This is a genomic window from Curtobacterium sp. MCLR17_044 (assembly GCF_003234435.1).
In the GTDB taxonomy this organism is placed as follows: Bacteria; Actinomycetota; Actinomycetes; order Actinomycetales; family Microbacteriaceae; genus Curtobacterium; species Curtobacterium flaccumfaciens.
Map to the genome: position 1 here is coordinate 62,637 of NZ_QKTC01000017.1, position 14,170 is coordinate 76,806.

19 protein-coding genes are annotated in these 14,170 nt (G+C 70.7%); 9 read left to right on the forward strand and 10 right to left on the reverse strand.

Annotated elements, in window-relative coordinates:
* Positions 1-11 precede the first annotated feature (11 nt).
* Positions 12-1,424, reverse strand: coding sequence for an amino acid permease (locus DEJ04_RS13275; RefSeq protein WP_110865115.1), 1,413 nt, complete (start codon positions 1,422-1,424; stop codon positions 12-14).
* Between the two features lie 76 nt (positions 1,425-1,500).
* Between DEJ04_RS13275 and DEJ04_RS13280 the strand changes: the two genes are divergently transcribed.
* Positions 1,501-2,001 (forward strand): DUF427 domain-containing protein, encoded by a 501-nt coding sequence (locus DEJ04_RS13280; RefSeq protein WP_111047379.1) that lies wholly within the window; start codon positions 1,501-1,503, stop codon positions 1,999-2,001.
* A gap of 122 nt (positions 2,002-2,123) precedes the next feature.
* On the opposite strand, the gene DEJ04_RS13285 is transcribed toward DEJ04_RS13280, so the two are convergent.
* On the reverse strand, positions 2,124-2,456 hold the full coding sequence (locus DEJ04_RS13285) for a hypothetical protein (RefSeq protein WP_146245731.1): 333 nt from the start codon (positions 2,454-2,456) through the stop codon (positions 2,124-2,126).
* Positions 2,457-2,546: 90 nt separating this feature from the next.
* On the opposite strand from DEJ04_RS13285, the gene DEJ04_RS13290 reads away from it, so the two are divergent.
* The 3 genes from DEJ04_RS13290 (at position 2,547) to DEJ04_RS13300 (ending at position 3,928) form a co-directional block, all read left to right on the forward strand.
* Positions 2,547-2,927, forward strand: a complete 381-nt coding sequence (locus DEJ04_RS13290) for a hypothetical protein (protein WP_111047380.1) — start codon at positions 2,547-2,549, stop codon at positions 2,925-2,927.
* On the forward strand, positions 2,927-3,397 hold the full coding sequence (locus tag DEJ04_RS13295; protein ID WP_220035568.1) for a DUF6264 family protein: 471 nt from the start codon (positions 2,927-2,929) through the stop codon (positions 3,395-3,397). The genes DEJ04_RS13290 and DEJ04_RS13295 overlap by 1 nt, the downstream gene beginning before the upstream one ends.
* A gap of 96 nt (positions 3,398-3,493) precedes the next feature.
* Entirely contained in the window at positions 3,494-3,928 is a 435-nt protein-coding gene (locus DEJ04_RS13300; RefSeq protein WP_111047381.1) for a hypothetical protein, read from the forward strand.
* Positions 3,929-3,932: 4 nt separating this feature from the next.
* Here DEJ04_RS13300 and DEJ04_RS13305 read toward each other — a convergent pair whose 3' ends face one another.
* Together DEJ04_RS13305 and DEJ04_RS13310 are read right to left on the reverse strand one after the other, a co-directional pair.
* Positions 3,933-4,553: a hypothetical protein gene (locus DEJ04_RS13305; RefSeq protein ID WP_071404197.1), complete on the reverse strand. Its 621-nt coding sequence runs from the start codon at positions 4,551-4,553 to the stop codon at positions 3,933-3,935.
* Between the two features lie 372 nt (positions 4,554-4,925).
* Positions 4,926-6,380 carry an APC family permease gene (locus DEJ04_RS13310; protein WP_071404196.1) on the reverse strand — a complete coding sequence of 485 codons (1,455 nt, stop codon included), beginning with the start codon at positions 6,378-6,380 and terminating at the stop codon, positions 4,926-4,928.
* Between the two features lie 97 nt (positions 6,381-6,477).
* Between DEJ04_RS13310 and DEJ04_RS13315 the strand changes: the two genes are divergently transcribed.
* Positions 6,478-6,906: a DUF6892 domain-containing protein gene (locus DEJ04_RS13315; protein ID WP_111023826.1), complete on the forward strand. Its 429-nt coding sequence runs from the start codon at positions 6,478-6,480 to the stop codon at positions 6,904-6,906.
* 49 nt (positions 6,907-6,955) lie between these two features.
* Here DEJ04_RS13315 and DEJ04_RS13320 read toward each other — a convergent pair whose 3' ends face one another.
* Positions 6,956-7,567, reverse strand: a complete 612-nt coding sequence (locus DEJ04_RS13320) for a uracil-DNA glycosylase (protein ID WP_111047382.1) — start codon at positions 7,565-7,567, stop codon at positions 6,956-6,958.
* Positions 7,564-8,766 (reverse strand): glycosyltransferase, encoded by a 1,203-nt coding sequence (locus DEJ04_RS13325; RefSeq protein WP_111047383.1) that lies wholly within the window; start codon positions 8,764-8,766, stop codon positions 7,564-7,566. Before DEJ04_RS13325 ends, DEJ04_RS13320 begins: the two co-directional genes overlap by 4 nt.
* 110 nt (positions 8,767-8,876) lie before the next feature.
* Between DEJ04_RS13325 and DEJ04_RS18455 the strand changes: the two genes are divergently transcribed.
* Positions 8,877-9,068: an antitoxin VbhA family protein gene (locus tag DEJ04_RS18455; protein ID WP_146245006.1), complete on the forward strand. Its 192-nt coding sequence runs from the start codon at positions 8,877-8,879 to the stop codon at positions 9,066-9,068.
* Positions 9,065-9,664, forward strand: a complete 600-nt coding sequence (locus DEJ04_RS13330) for a Fic family protein (RefSeq protein ID WP_181437819.1) — start codon at positions 9,065-9,067, stop codon at positions 9,662-9,664. Before DEJ04_RS18455 ends, DEJ04_RS13330 begins: the two co-directional genes overlap by 4 nt.
* A gap of 14 nt (positions 9,665-9,678) precedes the next feature.
* Here the strand turns inward: DEJ04_RS13330 and DEJ04_RS13335 are convergent, their stop codons facing one another.
* Entirely contained in the window at positions 9,679-10,503 is an 825-nt protein-coding gene (locus DEJ04_RS13335; RefSeq protein ID WP_111047385.1) for a DUF429 domain-containing protein, read from the reverse strand.
* A 124-nt stretch (positions 10,504-10,627) separates the two neighbouring features.
* Here DEJ04_RS13335 and DEJ04_RS13340 point away from each other — a divergent pair, with 124 nt between their 5' ends.
* Positions 10,628-11,308 (forward strand): G5 domain-containing protein, encoded by a 681-nt coding sequence (locus DEJ04_RS13340; protein WP_181437820.1) that lies wholly within the window; start codon positions 10,628-10,630, stop codon positions 11,306-11,308.
* Positions 11,309-11,446: 138 nt separating this feature from the next.
* The gene (gene ligD / locus DEJ04_RS13345; protein ID WP_111047386.1) at positions 11,447-12,469 is read left to right on the forward strand and encodes a non-homologous end-joining DNA ligase; all 1,023 of its coding nucleotides are present in this window, start codon (positions 11,447-11,449) and stop codon (positions 12,467-12,469) included.
* Between the two features lie 58 nt (positions 12,470-12,527).
* On the opposite strand, the gene DEJ04_RS18460 is transcribed toward ligD, so the two are convergent.
* The 3 genes from DEJ04_RS18460 to DEJ04_RS13350 form a co-directional block, all read right to left on the reverse strand.
* Positions 12,528-12,671, reverse strand: a complete 144-nt coding sequence (locus DEJ04_RS18460; protein WP_155896788.1) for a hypothetical protein — start codon at positions 12,669-12,671, stop codon at positions 12,528-12,530.
* Positions 12,668-12,829 carry a hypothetical protein gene (locus DEJ04_RS18465; protein WP_163343780.1) on the reverse strand — a complete coding sequence of 54 codons (162 nt, stop codon included), beginning with the start codon at positions 12,827-12,829 and terminating at the stop codon, positions 12,668-12,670. The genes DEJ04_RS18460 and DEJ04_RS18465 overlap by 4 nt, the downstream gene beginning before the upstream one ends.
* Before the next feature lie 142 nt (positions 12,830-12,971).
* Positions 12,972-14,015: an ATP-dependent DNA ligase gene (locus DEJ04_RS13350; protein WP_111047387.1), complete on the reverse strand. Its 1,044-nt coding sequence runs from the start codon at positions 14,013-14,015 to the stop codon at positions 12,972-12,974.
* Positions 14,016-14,170 lie beyond the last annotated feature (155 nt).

Consider the following 14,170-nt stretch of genomic DNA (forward strand, 5'->3'; position numbering starts at 1 on the left):
GTGGCCTGTGCTCAGCGCTTCGCCGGCTCGGCGAGCTTGCTGTGCTTCCGCGAGTACCCGAAGTAGACGCCGAGCCCGATCGCGAACCAGATCGCGAACCGCACCCACGTCTCCCACTGCAGGAACGTGACGAGCCACAGCGACGCGATGACGCCGATGATCGGGATGACGGGCATGAACGGCAACCGGAACTGGCGGTCCAGGTCGGGCTGCCGGTAGCGCAGCACCACCACGGCCGAGCACACCACCACGAACGCGAGCAGGATGCCGATGTTCGTGAGCTCCGCGACGACACCGATCGGCAGCACCCCGGCCAGGATCGCCGACGCGATGCCGAGGATCCAGGTCACCCGGGTCGGCACGTGCCGCTTCGGGTCGGTCTTCGCGAACCACTTCGGCATCAGGCCGTCGCGGCTCATCGAGAACCAGACGCGCGAGGCACCGAGCATGAACGTCACGAGCACCGTGACGATGCCGACGATGGCACCGATCGCGATGACGTTGGCGACACCACCGAGTCCGACCGACGCGAACGCCGACGAGAAGCCCGAGGCGGGGTCGATGTCGGTGTACTTCTGCATCCCGGTGAGCACGAGGGTCGCCAGGACGTACAACACCATCGAGATGCCGAGGGACAGCAGGATCGCCTTCGGCATGTGCTTGCGGGCGTCGGTGGACTCCTCGGCCGCGGTGGACATGGCGTCGTAGCCGAACACGGCGAAGAACACGGTGGCGGCACCGGTCATCACGCCGCCGAAGCCGAACGGGAAGTACGGGGAGTAGTTGGCGCTGTTGATGTGGAACACGCCGAGCACGACGATGAGCACGACGAGCGCCACCTTGATGCCGACGGCGACGAACTCGAACCGGGCGGCGCTCCGGATGCCGCGCGTGAGCACGAACGCGGTGAGCAGGCACAGCGCGATCGCGAAGACGTCGATCACGTGGCCGTCACCGGTGCCCGGGGCGCCGAGCATCCACGCGGGCAGGTCGATGCCGAACTGGCCGACCAGGAACCCCACGTAGCCGGAGATGCCGATCGCGACCACCGCCACGATCGCCGTGTACTCGAGCAGCAGGTCCCAGCCGATGAACCACCCGACGATCTCGCCGAGCACCGCGTAGCCGTACGTGTACGCGCTGCCCGCCTTCGGGATGAGCCCCGCGAACTCGGCGTACGACAACGCGGCGGCTGCGCTCGCGACCCCGGCGACCAGGAAGCTGATCAGCACCGCGGGTCCGGCGACGCCGTTCGCGACGGTGCCGGCGAGGGTGAAGATGCCGGCGCCGATGATGCCGCCGATGCCGATCGCGGTGAGCTGCCACAGGCCGAGGTGCCGTTTCAGGCCGCCCTCGCCCCCGGCCTCGTCATCGATCGTGTCGATGGGCTTCCGTCGGAACAGGGTGCGTGTCGTCGTCGTCACCCGCCCATGGTGCACCCGGAGGCGATTCCGCGCACGCACGCGGCTGCACCGCAGGCACCGGGCGTACACCTGGAGCATGCGCCATCCGAAGAGGGCCGAGCCCGGCCCCGGCCAGGAGTCCGTCTGGGACTACCCCCGCCCTCCCGCCGTCGAGCGGGTCACCGCACGCGTCGTCGTCCGTCTCGGCGGTACGGTCGTCGCCGACACGACCGATGCCGTCCGCGTGCTCGAGACCTCGCACCCGCCGGTCTACTACCTGCCGATGGCCGACCTGGCCGAGGGGGCGCTGGTCAAGGCGCCGGGTTCGAGCATGTGCGAGTTCAAGGGCCTGGCGCGCTACTTCGACGTCGTGGGCGGTGACGGGACGGTCGCGAGCCGTGCCGCCTGGAACTACCCGACACCGGTCCCGGGCTACGAGTCGCTGCGGGAACGCGTCGCGATCTACCCGTCGGCGATGGACTCGTGCGAGGTCGGCGGCGAACGGGTCCAGGCGCAGGACGGCGACTTCTACGGCGGCTGGATCACGGCGGACATCGTCGGGCCGTTCAAGGGCGCGCCCGGCACGCTCGGCTGGTGACCCGGCGTCGTCAGGCGGGGCGGCCCTGACCCGGCGTCGTCAGGCGGGGCGGCCCTGACCCGGGCCGACCCGTTTCGCAAGCGACGGGGCGGACCCGACCCGGGCCTCCCGGCCGGACCGCGTCAGCGGTTGGCGTACGGCGACCAGAACGGCGGCGGGAACGCGCCCCCGGTCACGATCACGAGCACCTGCCAGACGAGCATGACGAGCCCGGCGGTGCCGATCACGATGCCGATCCACGACCACACCTGCACGGCCCGGCGACGACCGGCGATCCGGATCGCCCGCCAGCCACTGAGCACGCACACCAGCCCGAACACCGCACCGAGCAACACGTGCTGCACGGTCGACTGTGCGGGCACGATGATGCCGAGGTAGAACGCGACCGGTCCGAGCACCACCGCGAAGGTCGCCGGAGCTGCCGGCGGTTCGTGGTCTCGAGCGACTGCTCCCATGGACCGCATGTTAGCGAGTGAACCTCGCTTCGAACACGTCCGAGTCGCGCAGCGCGGGCACCCGGTCGCGGGAACGGGCACCATGGAGGCATGCGTTCCTTCTTCCGCGTCCTGCTCGGCCTGGCCCTCGTCGTCGCGGGCACGAGTCACCTCACCTTCGCGCGCAAGGAGTTCACGGCGCAGGTCCCCGAGTTCGTCCCGCTGGACGACGACACGACGGTGCTCGCATCGGGGGTCGCGGAGATCACGCTCGGCTCGGCACTCGTGCTCGCTTCGAAGCCGGCTCGCCGATTCGTCGGCTCGGTCGCGGCGCTGTTCTTCACGGTGATCTTCCCCGGCAACCTGTCGCAGTGGGTCAACCGGCGCGACGCCTTCGGTCTGGACAGCGACGAGAAGCGCTTCGTCCGCCTGTTCGGTCAGCCCGTCCTCATCGCGCTCGCCCTCTGGTCGACGCGCGGCCGGCGCTCCTGATGGGCGCGCCCGCGCGGCAGTCCGGCCCGGCCCCCGGGACGGGTCCTGGGGCGGGTCCTGCGTCGGGTCCCGATCCGCTCGGGTCCGGTCCGGCGCGCTTCGGTCGGGAGGCTCGGCACCCCCTGGCAGGACGCGCTCGCGTCGCGGACGTGGTCGCCTCCACCGCGCTGCTCGTCGTGCTCACGGTCGGTGCGTTGGCAGCGGGGTGGGGGATCAGGCTCATGTCGCTGGCGTTCGTGTCGTGCGCGGCGCCGGGGAACACCTGCAACGAGACGCTGGGGGACTCGGTCGTCGTCGTCGGACCGATCATCGTGGCGGCGGTGCTGGTCGCGACCATCGCCGTCTGCGTCCTGCGGCTCGTGCGGCGTCGGCTGACCTGGCCGGTGGTGCTCGTCGGCATGGCGGCCATCGTCGCGGTGTTCTTCGCCTCGCTGCTGCTCGTCGACAGCTCGGTCACGCACGGCATCTGAGGGACTCTTCCCTCACAGGCTGAGTTCGTGGAGCGGCTCTCCACAGAACCCGGACCGCGCCTCGGGTGGGGGCTTCTGGTTCGCCACGCTGGAGTCATGCCTGACACCGAGATGCTCGATCGCCTGATCCGTGAACCCGTCCGCACCGACGACGACGTCGTCCGACTCGTCGAAGCCGTCGTCGAACGACCGCTGCGCCGGCAGTGCTGGGTGCTGTTCCTCGACGACCGCGGGATGTCGATCCCGTTCCTGTTGCCGATCGCCGACCTGCCGTACTCCCCGGACGAACACGTCGACGACTTCGCGGCCTTGACCGCCGACATCGTGGCGCAGCTCGGGGCCGTCGACGTCGTGCTCGTGTGGGAACGCCCCGACGCCGACCGGCTCTACCCGGTGGACTGGGAGTGGGTCGACGCCTGCGCCTGTGCCCTCGACGAGCAGTCGGTCCGGCTCCGCGCCCAGGTCGTCGTGCACTCCGGGGGAGCCGCGATCGTCGAGTTCGACGAGGAGACGCAGGCGGTGGCCTCGTGAGCGATCAGCCCTGGGGAGCGGCGTCCGGCACGTCCTGGCCGGTGAGCTCCTCGACGATCGCCTTCGCCTGCGGCCACGACTTCGCGTAGTGGTCCGGGTCGGAGTTGATCTGCACCGCGTGCGCCATCTGCGTCGGGCTCATCGTCTTCCAGCCGGGGACCTTCACGAGCTTCGTGTAGAACATCGTCGCGGCCGTGTACGGGTCCATCCGCTGCTCGTACGTGCCCCACGCGCCGTTGTCGCGCTGCTGGAACAGGCCGCGGCTGTCCGGGCCCGCGGCGTCGCCGTGGTCCAGGTTCACCAGGCTCGACTCGCCGATCGCGGTCATCACCCCGACGGCCTGCGTGTGGGGGCCGATGCCGAGCGCCTGGGCGGCTTCGATCACGTGTGCGGCGTTCACCAGGCGGTCCTGGCAGAAGCCACCGACGGGGCCGGCCGGCACGACCATCCCGCCGATCGTCTTCGAGGCGACGGCCGGGCACGCGGGCGTCGGGGTGGCGGCGCTGGACTTCGCGATGCCGGCGAGCGAGTTGACCGCGATCACCACGAGGACGACCACGCCGATGCCGACCGCCACGATCCCCGCGCCGAACACCGAGGCGAGGGTGATGCCGACACGGCGCATGACGGGACCTCTCGAGGGGCTGGGCGGGTGCTGGGCGGGCGGAGCAGGAAGAGCAGCACGAGCGTACGGGCGCCTCCTGGGAAGCCTGCGGCGGCCCGCCGTGGTCGCCCGTTCGCGGTTCGCGGTTCGCGGTTCATGGTTCGCCGCCGGTTGCTCGCCGCGGGGCGGGCGCGTCCCTGACAACGAGTGACGGTTCTGGTGCACGAAGCGGGGGCTTCGCGAACCAGAACCGTCACGGGTCGTTCGTGCACCGCAGTCAGCGCTCGCGTCGACCGTCCTGTCGACCCCGACGCAGGCGCCAGCCGCCGGCGGACAGCGACAGCGCGGCGATCACCGCGATGACGACGGTCCAGATGACACTGGTCGCGTCCATCAGACGTCGCGGTGGTCGTGCGGCGGGCGCTGCACCTTCGTCGGCTCCGTCACGAGTCCGGTCGGGGCCTTCTCGGCCTGCTTCCGTCCGTGGGTGAACCAGGTCAGGATCCAGAGCAGCACGCCCAGGGCCAGCAGCGCGCCGGCGATCTGGTACTGCTGCGGGTCACGACCGGACGAGAACGGCAGGACGAGCCAGAGGCACGTGATGATGCCGATGACCGGGATGATGACGCCCGCGCGGAAGTGCTTGTGGTCGACCTTGTCGCGGCGCAGCACGAGCACGGTCACGTTCACGACGGCGAACACCGTCAGCAGCAACAGCGAGGTGGTGCCACCGAGGACGACGACGATGGGGGAGTCGGGGTCGAGCGAGACCCACCCGATGAGCAGCAGCGAGATGAGCGTGGTGAAGACGATCGCGGTCGACGGGGTGCGACGGGCGGGGGAGATGCGGGACAGGAAGCCCGGCAGCACGCCCTGCTTGCTCATCCCGTAGAGCAGACGCGACGCCATCATCATGTTGATCAGGGCGGTGTTGGCGACGGCGAACATCGAGATGAAGGGCAGCAGGTCGGCGATCGGGAAGTCCGGCGCGGCGGTCTGCACGACGGTGACGAGGGGGGTCTCGTTGCCGGCCAGTTCACCGATCGGTACGACGGCCACGGCGCAGATCGACACGAGGACGTAGATCACGGCGGTGATGCCGAGACCGGTGAGCATGATCTTCGGGAAGATGCGCGAGGGGTCCTTGGTCTCCTCGGCCATGTTGACCGAGTCCTCGAACCCGACCATCGCGAAGAACGCCAGCGACGTCGCGGTGCTGATCGACAGCAGCAGGGACTTGTCCTCCGGTGTCTCGAACATCACGACCCGCGAGAAGTCCGCGTTGCCGCCCGCGATCGCCCAGAACCCGATCAGGATCACCATGACGAGACCGGACAGCTCGACGAGCGTCAGCACGACGTTCGTCTTGACGCTCTCGCTCACCCCGCGGAAGTTGATGAACATCACCGCGAGCATGAAGCCCATCGCGATGAGCATCACCACGCCGTTCGGCAGCTCGATGCCGAACCCGGCGCCGAGGTTCGCCGCGAACGCCCGCGATGCCGTCGACGCCGACGTGATCCCGGAACACATCACGATGAACGTCACGATGAAGGTGACGAAGTGGATGCCGAACGCCTTGTGCACGTAGAGCGCGGCACCGGCGGTCTGGGGGTACTTCGTCACGAGTTCGAGGTACGAGAACGCCGTCAGCAGCGCGACCGCGAACGCGATGAGGAAGGGGAGCCACGCTGCCCCGCCGACCTCGGCCGCGACCTGGCCGGTGAGCGCGTAGACACCCGTACCGAGGATGTCGCCGACGATGAAGAGCAGCAGGAGCTTGGGACCGATGACCCGGCGGAGCTCGTGCTGCTCCTGCTGTGGGCGGTCCGTCTTGGTGGTGGCCATGCGTCACCCTTGCGCGCGGAATGCCTTCCTGTCCAGTCCCACAGGAAGGTTTCTCGCGATCGCAACACGGTCGCTCGGCGACGGATACGCTCCGGCCATGGACCAGCAGTCGAACACCACCGAGGAGCCCATCGAGTTCGCGGACTTCAACGCAAAGCTCCTGGTGCTCGACGTCCTCTGCTACGACCTCGACGTCCTGGACCCCTACGACCCGGACGCCGAGGACGAGACCGACGAGGACCTCGACGTCGACGGGCAGGACGACCGGGCGCGCGAGTACTACGACGACCTCGACCTGCTGCCGTCGCACCTGTCGCTCGTCACCGAGATCACCGTGGACTCGGACCTCGAGGTCCTGCAGGACGTCCACCCCGGCTGGGACGGCTCGGACGACCGCTTCGACCCGCAGAACTGGGACGACCTGCTCGACCTGCCGGAGCTCCGCACCGTGTACGCCGCCGCACCACTGCCCGCCCACGTCGCCGAGCGGCTCGCGACCAAGGGCATCGAGGTCCGCTCCGCCTGAGCGGGACGCGACCGGGACGCGACCTGGACGCACCGGGGCGGACGGACGGCTAGCGGTCCAGCGCCCGTAGCTGTTCGGTGAACTGCTTCGCGCCGCCCTGCGCCGGGTGCCGCACTGCGGTCGCCTCGATGCCGGCCAGGGCGAGTGCTCCCTGCGCCTTCCGACCGACGGCGACCACCCGGACCCGGTCCACGCCGCCGAGGGCCTCCAGCAGCGCGAGGGCGACGGGCGCTCCCGAGCGGACCTCGGCGGGCCGCGGCGTCCGGTTCGTCAGCCGGTCCGGTGCCACGAAGGGGTGGTGCGGGAAGATCGCCCATTCCACCGGGAGCGCACCGCGCCAGCCCTCCAGCGCGGCGTGCACGACGCGCGACGAGGCCTCCCACGGTGCCGTCGGCTCCGGCGGGACGCCGTACTCGGGTCCGAGCTCGCGCATGCTTGTGAACGGCACACCCGTGTTCGTCATGCCGCGCCACCCCGGTGCCTCGGCCACGAGCAACGTGTCGGCCCCCGGCCCGGACTGCTCCAGGTACCGCGTCAGGTTCGCCCGCCGCAGTCGTCCCTCGGGCGTTCCGACGTCGTAGAGCGCCTCGGCGTCCGACTCGACGGGCACGGCGTCGAGCGCGGCCCAGAACGCGGCGAACCGGCCACCCGTCCCGCTCACGAGCGCCCGAGCACCCGGCGGTAGACGTCCTCGAGCCCCGCGGCCGACCGCTCCCAGCTCAGGCGCTCCGCGTGCTCCCGCCCCGCAGCGGCGAGCCCGGCAGCGTACGGCGCATCCGTCAGGATCCGCTCGATCTCGTCCGCCCACTCCTGCGGGTCACGGGACTCGAGCACGACGCCCGTTTCCCCGTCGACCACGGCCTCACGCAGGCCCCCGGCAGCGGCGGCCACGACCGGCACCCCGGAAGCGGAGCCCTCGAGCGCGACGAGCCCGTACGTCTCGGAGTGGGACGGCACGAGCACGGCTGCCGCGCCGCGGAACAGGAACGCCAGGTCGGCACGCGACTGCGGCCCGATGAAGGTGACGTGGTCGGCGATGCCCCGCTCGTCGGCGAGCCGACGCAGTTCGTCCACGTAGTCGCCCGCCTCACTCGAGACGTCGCCCGCGATGACCAGGGTGGGGCGGGCCTCCAGGCTGATGTCCGCGATCGCCTCGATCGCCAGGTCCAGGCCCTTGAGCGGCTGCACGCGGGCCGCCGCGACGACGTAGGGGGTGGCGGCGCGGCGCGCACCGACCGCCGCGGGCCGGAAGACGGACCCGTCGACCCCCGGCGGCACGATCCAGATGCGGGCGTCGTCGCCGCCGAGCCGGGTGCGCACGGTCGACGCTTCGGCCTCGGAGACCACGACGACGGCGTCCGACTCGCGCGCGAGCAGTTCCTCGCCGGCGATGCGGCCAGCCGACTCGGGACGTTCGCCCTCGGACAGCGGCGTGGCCGGGTCGGCGGCGATGGAGTGGAACGACTGCACGTGGGGGATGCCGCGCTCACGGGCGACTGGCAGCGCGGCCGCGCCGGAGAACCAGTGGTGCGAGTGCAGGACGTCGAACGGCCCGAGCTGCTCCAGCTCGTGGCGGAACGGTTCGATGAACGCGTCGTGCTCGCCCTTCGGCACCGGCTCGGCCGGCCCCGCGGACAGGAACCGCAGGCACACGCCCGGCACGAGCGACACCGAGTCCGGCTGCGTCGGGGCGGACCGGCGCGTGATGATGTCCACGTGGTGGCCCAGGTCGGCCAGTGCCTCGGCCTGGTGCCGGACGACGACGTTCATGCCGCCGACCTCGCCCGAACCGGGTTCGTCTCCGGGGGAGGTGTGCAGCGACACCAGCCCGATGTGCAGGGGTTCGGTCGTCGCGCTCACCGCTCAACCCTAGCCGCGCGGCCTCCGCTGCGACGGGCGTCCGGGCGCCACCACGACGGTCCGTCCTGGCGGGTCTGGAACACGTGCGCGCCCCGGCGTAGCATTGGTGCATGCCCAAGCGAATGGTTCGGACCGTCTCCGGCTCGGAGCGCGTCAAGCGGACGCGCGCCGTCGCTGCGGTGATCCACTCCGGGCGACTCGAAGGCTTCAAGGACAACCCCGAGTGGATCCGGTACATGGACCGCTTCGCGAAGGGCGAGATCAGTCGCGAGGAGCTCCGGGCTTTCGCGCACCGTCGGTGAGTCCTCGACCCGACGGCGGGTACTACGACGACCAGTACGTCCTCCGCAACAAGTTCGGGGCCACGAGCCGTGATCAACTCGCGGAACTCGAGGTCCCCGAGGTGCAGGACCGAGAGTTGGACCTTCTGCTCGGTGAGGTTCCCGGACTCGCGGGGCTCCTGCCATCGGAACGGGTGCGCCGTATCCACGCCCATCTCTTCCAGGACGTCTACGTCTGGGCAGGTGAGTACCGGCTCGACGGCATCGCGAAGAACCCTGACGAACCGTTTCTGGTGCCTGAACTGATCCCCGCACGGATGGCCCGACTGGACGATGAGCTCGCTTCGCCCCGGATGCCGGAGCGTCCTCTGGACTTCTTGACCGAACAGTTCGCGACGCTCAACTACATCCATCCCTTCATGGAGGGCAACGGGCGAACCCAGCGGGAGTTCTGGCGCGAGTACGCGGCCGAGCGCGGTGTCGTGCTCGACTGGCGGAGGGTCACGACGAATGAGAACCATCACGCCGCCCGCCGGTCGATGCTCGGTGACTTGCAACCCCTTCGCGAACTCCTCACGAAGGTGATCTGCACGGCGGCAGCAACGGGCGAGATCTGATCCTTCTCGCGCCGTCAGCGCTGCGACGGGCGTGCGGGCGCCACCACGACGGGCCGGCGGCCCGCCTCGTCCGGCGTGTCGGTGGGGAGGGCCGGATCACCTCCCAGGATCTGCACGCGGTCGTCGCCGTGTCGCTCCCAGAACGCCGCCGTCCACGCGCACAGCGCCCCGTCGAGCAGGTCCTCGCGGTGCTTGTGCGTCGGACCGTGCAGCACCGACGGGTCGGCGAGCCGCTGCGTCAGCGGGTGTGAGTCCAGCAGCAGCGGCGGATCGAGCGGCGTCTCGCGCAGCCGCCGGACCAGCTCGTCGAACGCCTCGGCGCGACGGGCACGCGCCTCGGCGGCGGGGATCCGGAGGTCGAGTCGCTTGTACCGGGGTCGTTCGACGTCGTAGCCGAGTTCCTCCACCCCCACCAGCGTCGTGTACGGGTAGCACTCGAACATCGCCGGACCGGTCCGTGCCCGCATGGCGTCCGTGTCGGAGACGTACCCGACGCCCAGTGCGGTCAGCCGGTCGAGCAGTGCTGAGCCGGCGCTCGCCGCCGACGCCTGGTTGGTCGGGTTTGCCGCGACCTTCCACCGGCCGTAGCGCTGCCCGACCTGCCGCTCGGACTCGCGGATGCCCGTCGGGTTCGTCACGACGAGTGAGGCGTCCACGGCGATCAGGGACCGTGGCCCGAGGTGCTCGGCGATCCAGTCCGTGACGGCGTCGACCCCGCGGGCCCACCCGGCGTCGGTGATCGTGCCGTCGCGGTCCATCGCCACCAGCCCGGTCTCGTTCGCGGCCTTCCGCTCGGAGCCGAGTCCCCACGCCAGGTCGATGCCGAGGTACGCGTTCACCCGCCCATCCTGCCCGGCGGGCGGTTCATCCTCACAGCGCGGCTGCCCCGGAGTGGGGGTGCAGCGGTCGACGGAGCACGGGGCACCCTGGATCGTCGTACCGAACACGAGGGGATGTCGCAGGATGCGCTGGTCAGCACTACCGACGAAGGCGAAGGCTTCGGTCGTCGTCGCGATCGCAGCAGTGATCTGGGTCGGGGGCGTGGGCACCGCTGGTGCTGTGGTGGGCGCCGCCGTGACGAGTGCGAGCCAGGACTCTGCTTCTCCGCGAGCCGTCGCCGACGTCGCCACGACCCCCACACCCAGCGCGACGCCGACCCCGACCCCGACCCCGACGCCGACCCCGGTCGTCGAGGTGTCGGAGGTCTCGAAGGACTTCCCGATCCACTTCCGGAAGACCACCATCGACGATCCGACCCTGGCGAAGGGCCAGACGCGGCTGCAGACGGCGGGTGTCGACGGCGTGCTCACCCGCACGTACCGAGTGACCACCACCGACGGCGTCGAGACGGACCGAGTCCAGGTGTCCAGGACCGTGTCGACGGCACCGGTGCCCGAGGTGACCGCGGTCGGGTCGTACGTCGAGCCTGCTCCGGCCCCCGCGGCTCCCGCGCCTGCGCCAGCTGCTCCTGCTCCCGCGCCCGTCGAGCAGGCGCCCGCGCCGTCGCAGGACTTCATCACGCCCGGGGCGTTCTGCGCCGATGCGCAGGCCGGAGTGGTCGCCCAGGCCGCGAACGGCAACTCGTACACCTGCGGCGGCAAGGGCCCTGACGCGAACGGCCACCTGCACTGGAACGTGATGTGAAGTCTGGCCGCAAGACACCGGTGTCCGCGCGCTGAACACCGGCGTGCGCGTGTTCGACCAGGGAACACCGGTGTCTTGCGGGAACAAGAGCGGTCCCGGCTGCGGGCGGGCGGCCGGCACGCGTGTACGGTCCGCTGCATGGCGAGCGAAGCGACGACGGTGCGGGTGCCCGGGCCCGACGGTGACCGCGAGGTCCGGATCAGCAGCCCCTCGCGGGTGCTCTGGCCCGAGGCGGGCATCACGAAGCTCGACCTGGCGGAGTACCTCGTCACGGTGGGCGACGCCTTCGTCCGGGCGAACGGCGACCGGCCGATCTCGCTGCAGCGGTTCCCCGGCGGCGTCGACGGCGAGCAGTTCTTCTCGAAGAACCCGCCGAAGGGTGCCCCCGACTACGTCCGCTCGGTGACGGTGACCTACCCGAGTGCCCGGTCGCACCCGCAGCTCGTGATCGACGAGCCGGCCGTGGCGGTCTGGGCCGCACAGATGAACACGGTGGTGTTCCACCCGTGGGCTTCTCGTGCCGAGGACAGCGACCACCCGGACCAGCTCCGCATCGACCTCGACCCGCAGCCCGGCACCGACTTCGGCGACACGGTGCCGGTGGCCGAGGAGCTCCGGAAGGTCCTCGACGAGGTCGGTCTGACCACCTGGATCAAGACGAGCGGCAACCGTGGCCTGCACGTGTTCGCGCCGATCCGCCCCGAGCACGAGTTCCTCGAGGTCCGGCACGCGGTGATCGCTGCGGCGCGCGAACTCGAACGACGGATGCCCGACCGGGTCACGACGGCGTGGTGGAAGGAGGAGCGGGGGCAGCGGATCTTCGTCGACTTCAACCAGGCGAACCGCGACCGCACGATGGCCGGTGCTTACAGCCCCCGGGCCCTGGCGCACGCCTCGGTGTCGACGCCGATCGGGTGGGACGAACTGCGCGCCGCGGACCCGACAACGTTCACGATCCGCACGGTACCGGAGCGGCTGCGGACCACGGGCGACCCGTGGGAGTCGATGGGGGAGCAGCCGGGCAGCATCGCGCCGCTGCTCGAGTGGTGGGAGCGGGACCTGGCGAACGGCGAGGGTGAGCTGCCGTTCCCGCCGGACTTCCCGAAGATGCCGGGGGAGCCGCCGCGCGTGCAGCCCTCACGAGCGAAGAAGCCGAACTGAGCCCGAGCGGCCCAACGGCCGAGCAACCGGACCCAGCCGAGCCGAACCGAACCGAGCCTCAGGCTGCGGAGGAGACGTCCCGCTGACGGTCCGGGTCCTCGACGCGCGTGGTGTGCGTCGGCAGCCCGATGCTGGCGGTGTGCAGGCGGGTCAGCCGCGACCAGGTGCCGCGGTGCACGTCGGTGATGCCGTCGACGATCACGAGCCGAGTCCGACCGTGACGAGAGCGAGCGCCGTGGCGGTCACGCCGGCGATGGCGCTGATGACCGCGCTGAGCTGCAGGACGCGCTGGCGCCGTGCCTCTCGGACTTCTGTGAAGGGGCTCCGCCGAGGGTGGCGGACAAGCGTGCTGGTGCTCATGTCGACCGCTTTCGATCCGGGCGTCCGAACTGGACGCCTCGTGCTGCTGAGATCATCCTGGCACGGCTTCGCTAGTTCGGCTAACTACTTTTCCTCGAACGTGACAGAACAGCGACAAATGGACACCGCAGTGCGTTCCGCGTCAGGACAGCACGTCGTTCAGGTCGTACGCACTCGGCACCTCGAGCTGCTCGAACCCGCACGACGTCGCCTCGCGGTCGGGCCGCCACCGCTCGAACTGCACGGTGTGCCGGAACCGGTCGCCCTCCATCTGGTCGTACCGGACCTCGAGCACCAGCTCCGGCGCCAGCCGGACGAACGACGTGTCGCGACCCGACGAGAACCGCGACCGTTCCCCGTCACCGGTGACGGGCCTCCCGTCCGCATCGCGGAGCACGACGGGCTCGAGCTCGTCGATCAACGCGGCCCGGCGCTTGTCGGAGAAGGCGGAGACGCCGCCGACCTGGCGGAGCTCGCCGTCAGCGTCGTACAGCCCGACGAGCAGCGACCCGACGCCGGAGCCGCTCTTGTGCACGCGGTAGCCGATGGCGACGACGTCGGCGGTGCGGTGGTGCTTGATCTTGAGCATCGAGCGCTTGTTCGGTTCGTACGGCCGCGCTCGCGGCTTCGCGACGACGCCGTCGAGCCCGGCGCCCTCGAACGTGGTGAGCCACTCGCGCGCCTGCTCGACGTCGAGCGTGGTGCGGGTGACGAAGAGCGGGTCGGTCATCGCGTCGCCGAGCTGCTCCAGGCGCTCGCGGCGCTCGTCGAAGGGGCGGTCCACCAGCTCCTCGCCGTCCACCGCCAGCAGGTCGAAGGCCACGAACTGCGCCGGCGTCTCGACGCTGAGCTTGGCGATCCGTGAGGCCGCCGGGTGGATGCGCTGTGACAGGGCCTCCCAGTCGAGGCGCTCGGCACCGGGCTCACCGGAACGCAGGATCACCTCGCCGTCCAGGACGACCGGGTGGTCGCGGCCGCCGAACTGCGCGCGGAACGCCTCGACGAGCTCGGGGAAGTACCGGGTGAGCGGCTTGGCGCCGCGGCTCCCGATCTCGACGTCGTCACCGTCGATGGTCACGATGCCGCGGAAGCCGTCCCACTTCGGCTCGTACCGCAGCCCGCCCTTCGTGCTGTCCGGGTCGGGGACGGTGGCGACGGCCTTGGCGAGCATCGGTGCGATCTCCATGGGTCCTGTCTACTCGCGCGCGGTGGCGGGGCTGCGCACTTCGTGAGCAGGAATGGTCGGGTCCGGCTCGACGACCCGACATCTTCTGCTCACGATGCGCGGCCGGGAGGCCCGGATCACCCCGGGCAGGTCGGCCAGCGTCGGTAGGGTGGCCG

Excerpts from the sequence above, each read along its gene's own strand:
- DEJ04_RS13310 (WP_071404196.1), bottom strand. The coding sequence starts at position 6,380 with ATGGCCACCACCAAGACGGACCGCCCACAGCAGGAGCAGCACGAGCTC.
- ligD (WP_111047386.1), top strand. The coding sequence starts at position 11,447 with ATGGCGAGCGAAGCGACGACGGTGCGGGTGCCCGGGCCCGACGGTGAC.
- DEJ04_RS13315 (WP_111023826.1), top strand. The coding sequence starts at position 6,478 with ATGGACCAGCAGTCGAACACCACCGAGGAGCCCATCGAGTTCGCGGAC.
- DEJ04_RS13350 (WP_111047387.1), bottom strand. The coding sequence starts at position 14,015 with ATGGAGATCGCACCGATGCTCGCCAAGGCCGTCGCCACCGTCCCCGAC.
- DEJ04_RS13285 (WP_146245731.1), bottom strand. The coding sequence starts at position 2,456 with ATGGGAGCAGTCGCTCGAGACCACGAACCGCCGGCAGCTCCGGCGACC.
- DEJ04_RS18455 (WP_146245006.1), top strand. The coding sequence starts at position 8,877 with ATGCCCAAGCGAATGGTTCGGACCGTCTCCGGCTCGGAGCGCGTCAAG.
- DEJ04_RS18465 (WP_163343780.1), bottom strand. The coding sequence starts at position 12,829 with ATGAGCACCAGCACGCTTGTCCGCCACCCTCGGCGGAGCCCCTTCACA.
- DEJ04_RS13300 (WP_111047381.1), top strand. The coding sequence starts at position 3,494 with ATGCCTGACACCGAGATGCTCGATCGCCTGATCCGTGAACCCGTCCGC.
- DEJ04_RS13295 (WP_220035568.1), top strand. The coding sequence starts at position 2,927 with ATGGGCGCGCCCGCGCGGCAGTCCGGCCCGGCCCCCGGGACGGGTCCT.
- DEJ04_RS13340 (WP_181437820.1), top strand. The coding sequence starts at position 10,628 with ATGCGCTGGTCAGCACTACCGACGAAGGCGAAGGCTTCGGTCGTCGTC.
- DEJ04_RS13305 (WP_071404197.1), bottom strand. The coding sequence starts at position 4,553 with ATGCGCCGTGTCGGCATCACCCTCGCCTCGGTGTTCGGCGCGGGGATC.
- DEJ04_RS13280 (WP_111047379.1), top strand. The coding sequence starts at position 1,501 with ATGCGCCATCCGAAGAGGGCCGAGCCCGGCCCCGGCCAGGAGTCCGTC.
- DEJ04_RS13290 (WP_111047380.1), top strand. The coding sequence starts at position 2,547 with ATGCGTTCCTTCTTCCGCGTCCTGCTCGGCCTGGCCCTCGTCGTCGCG.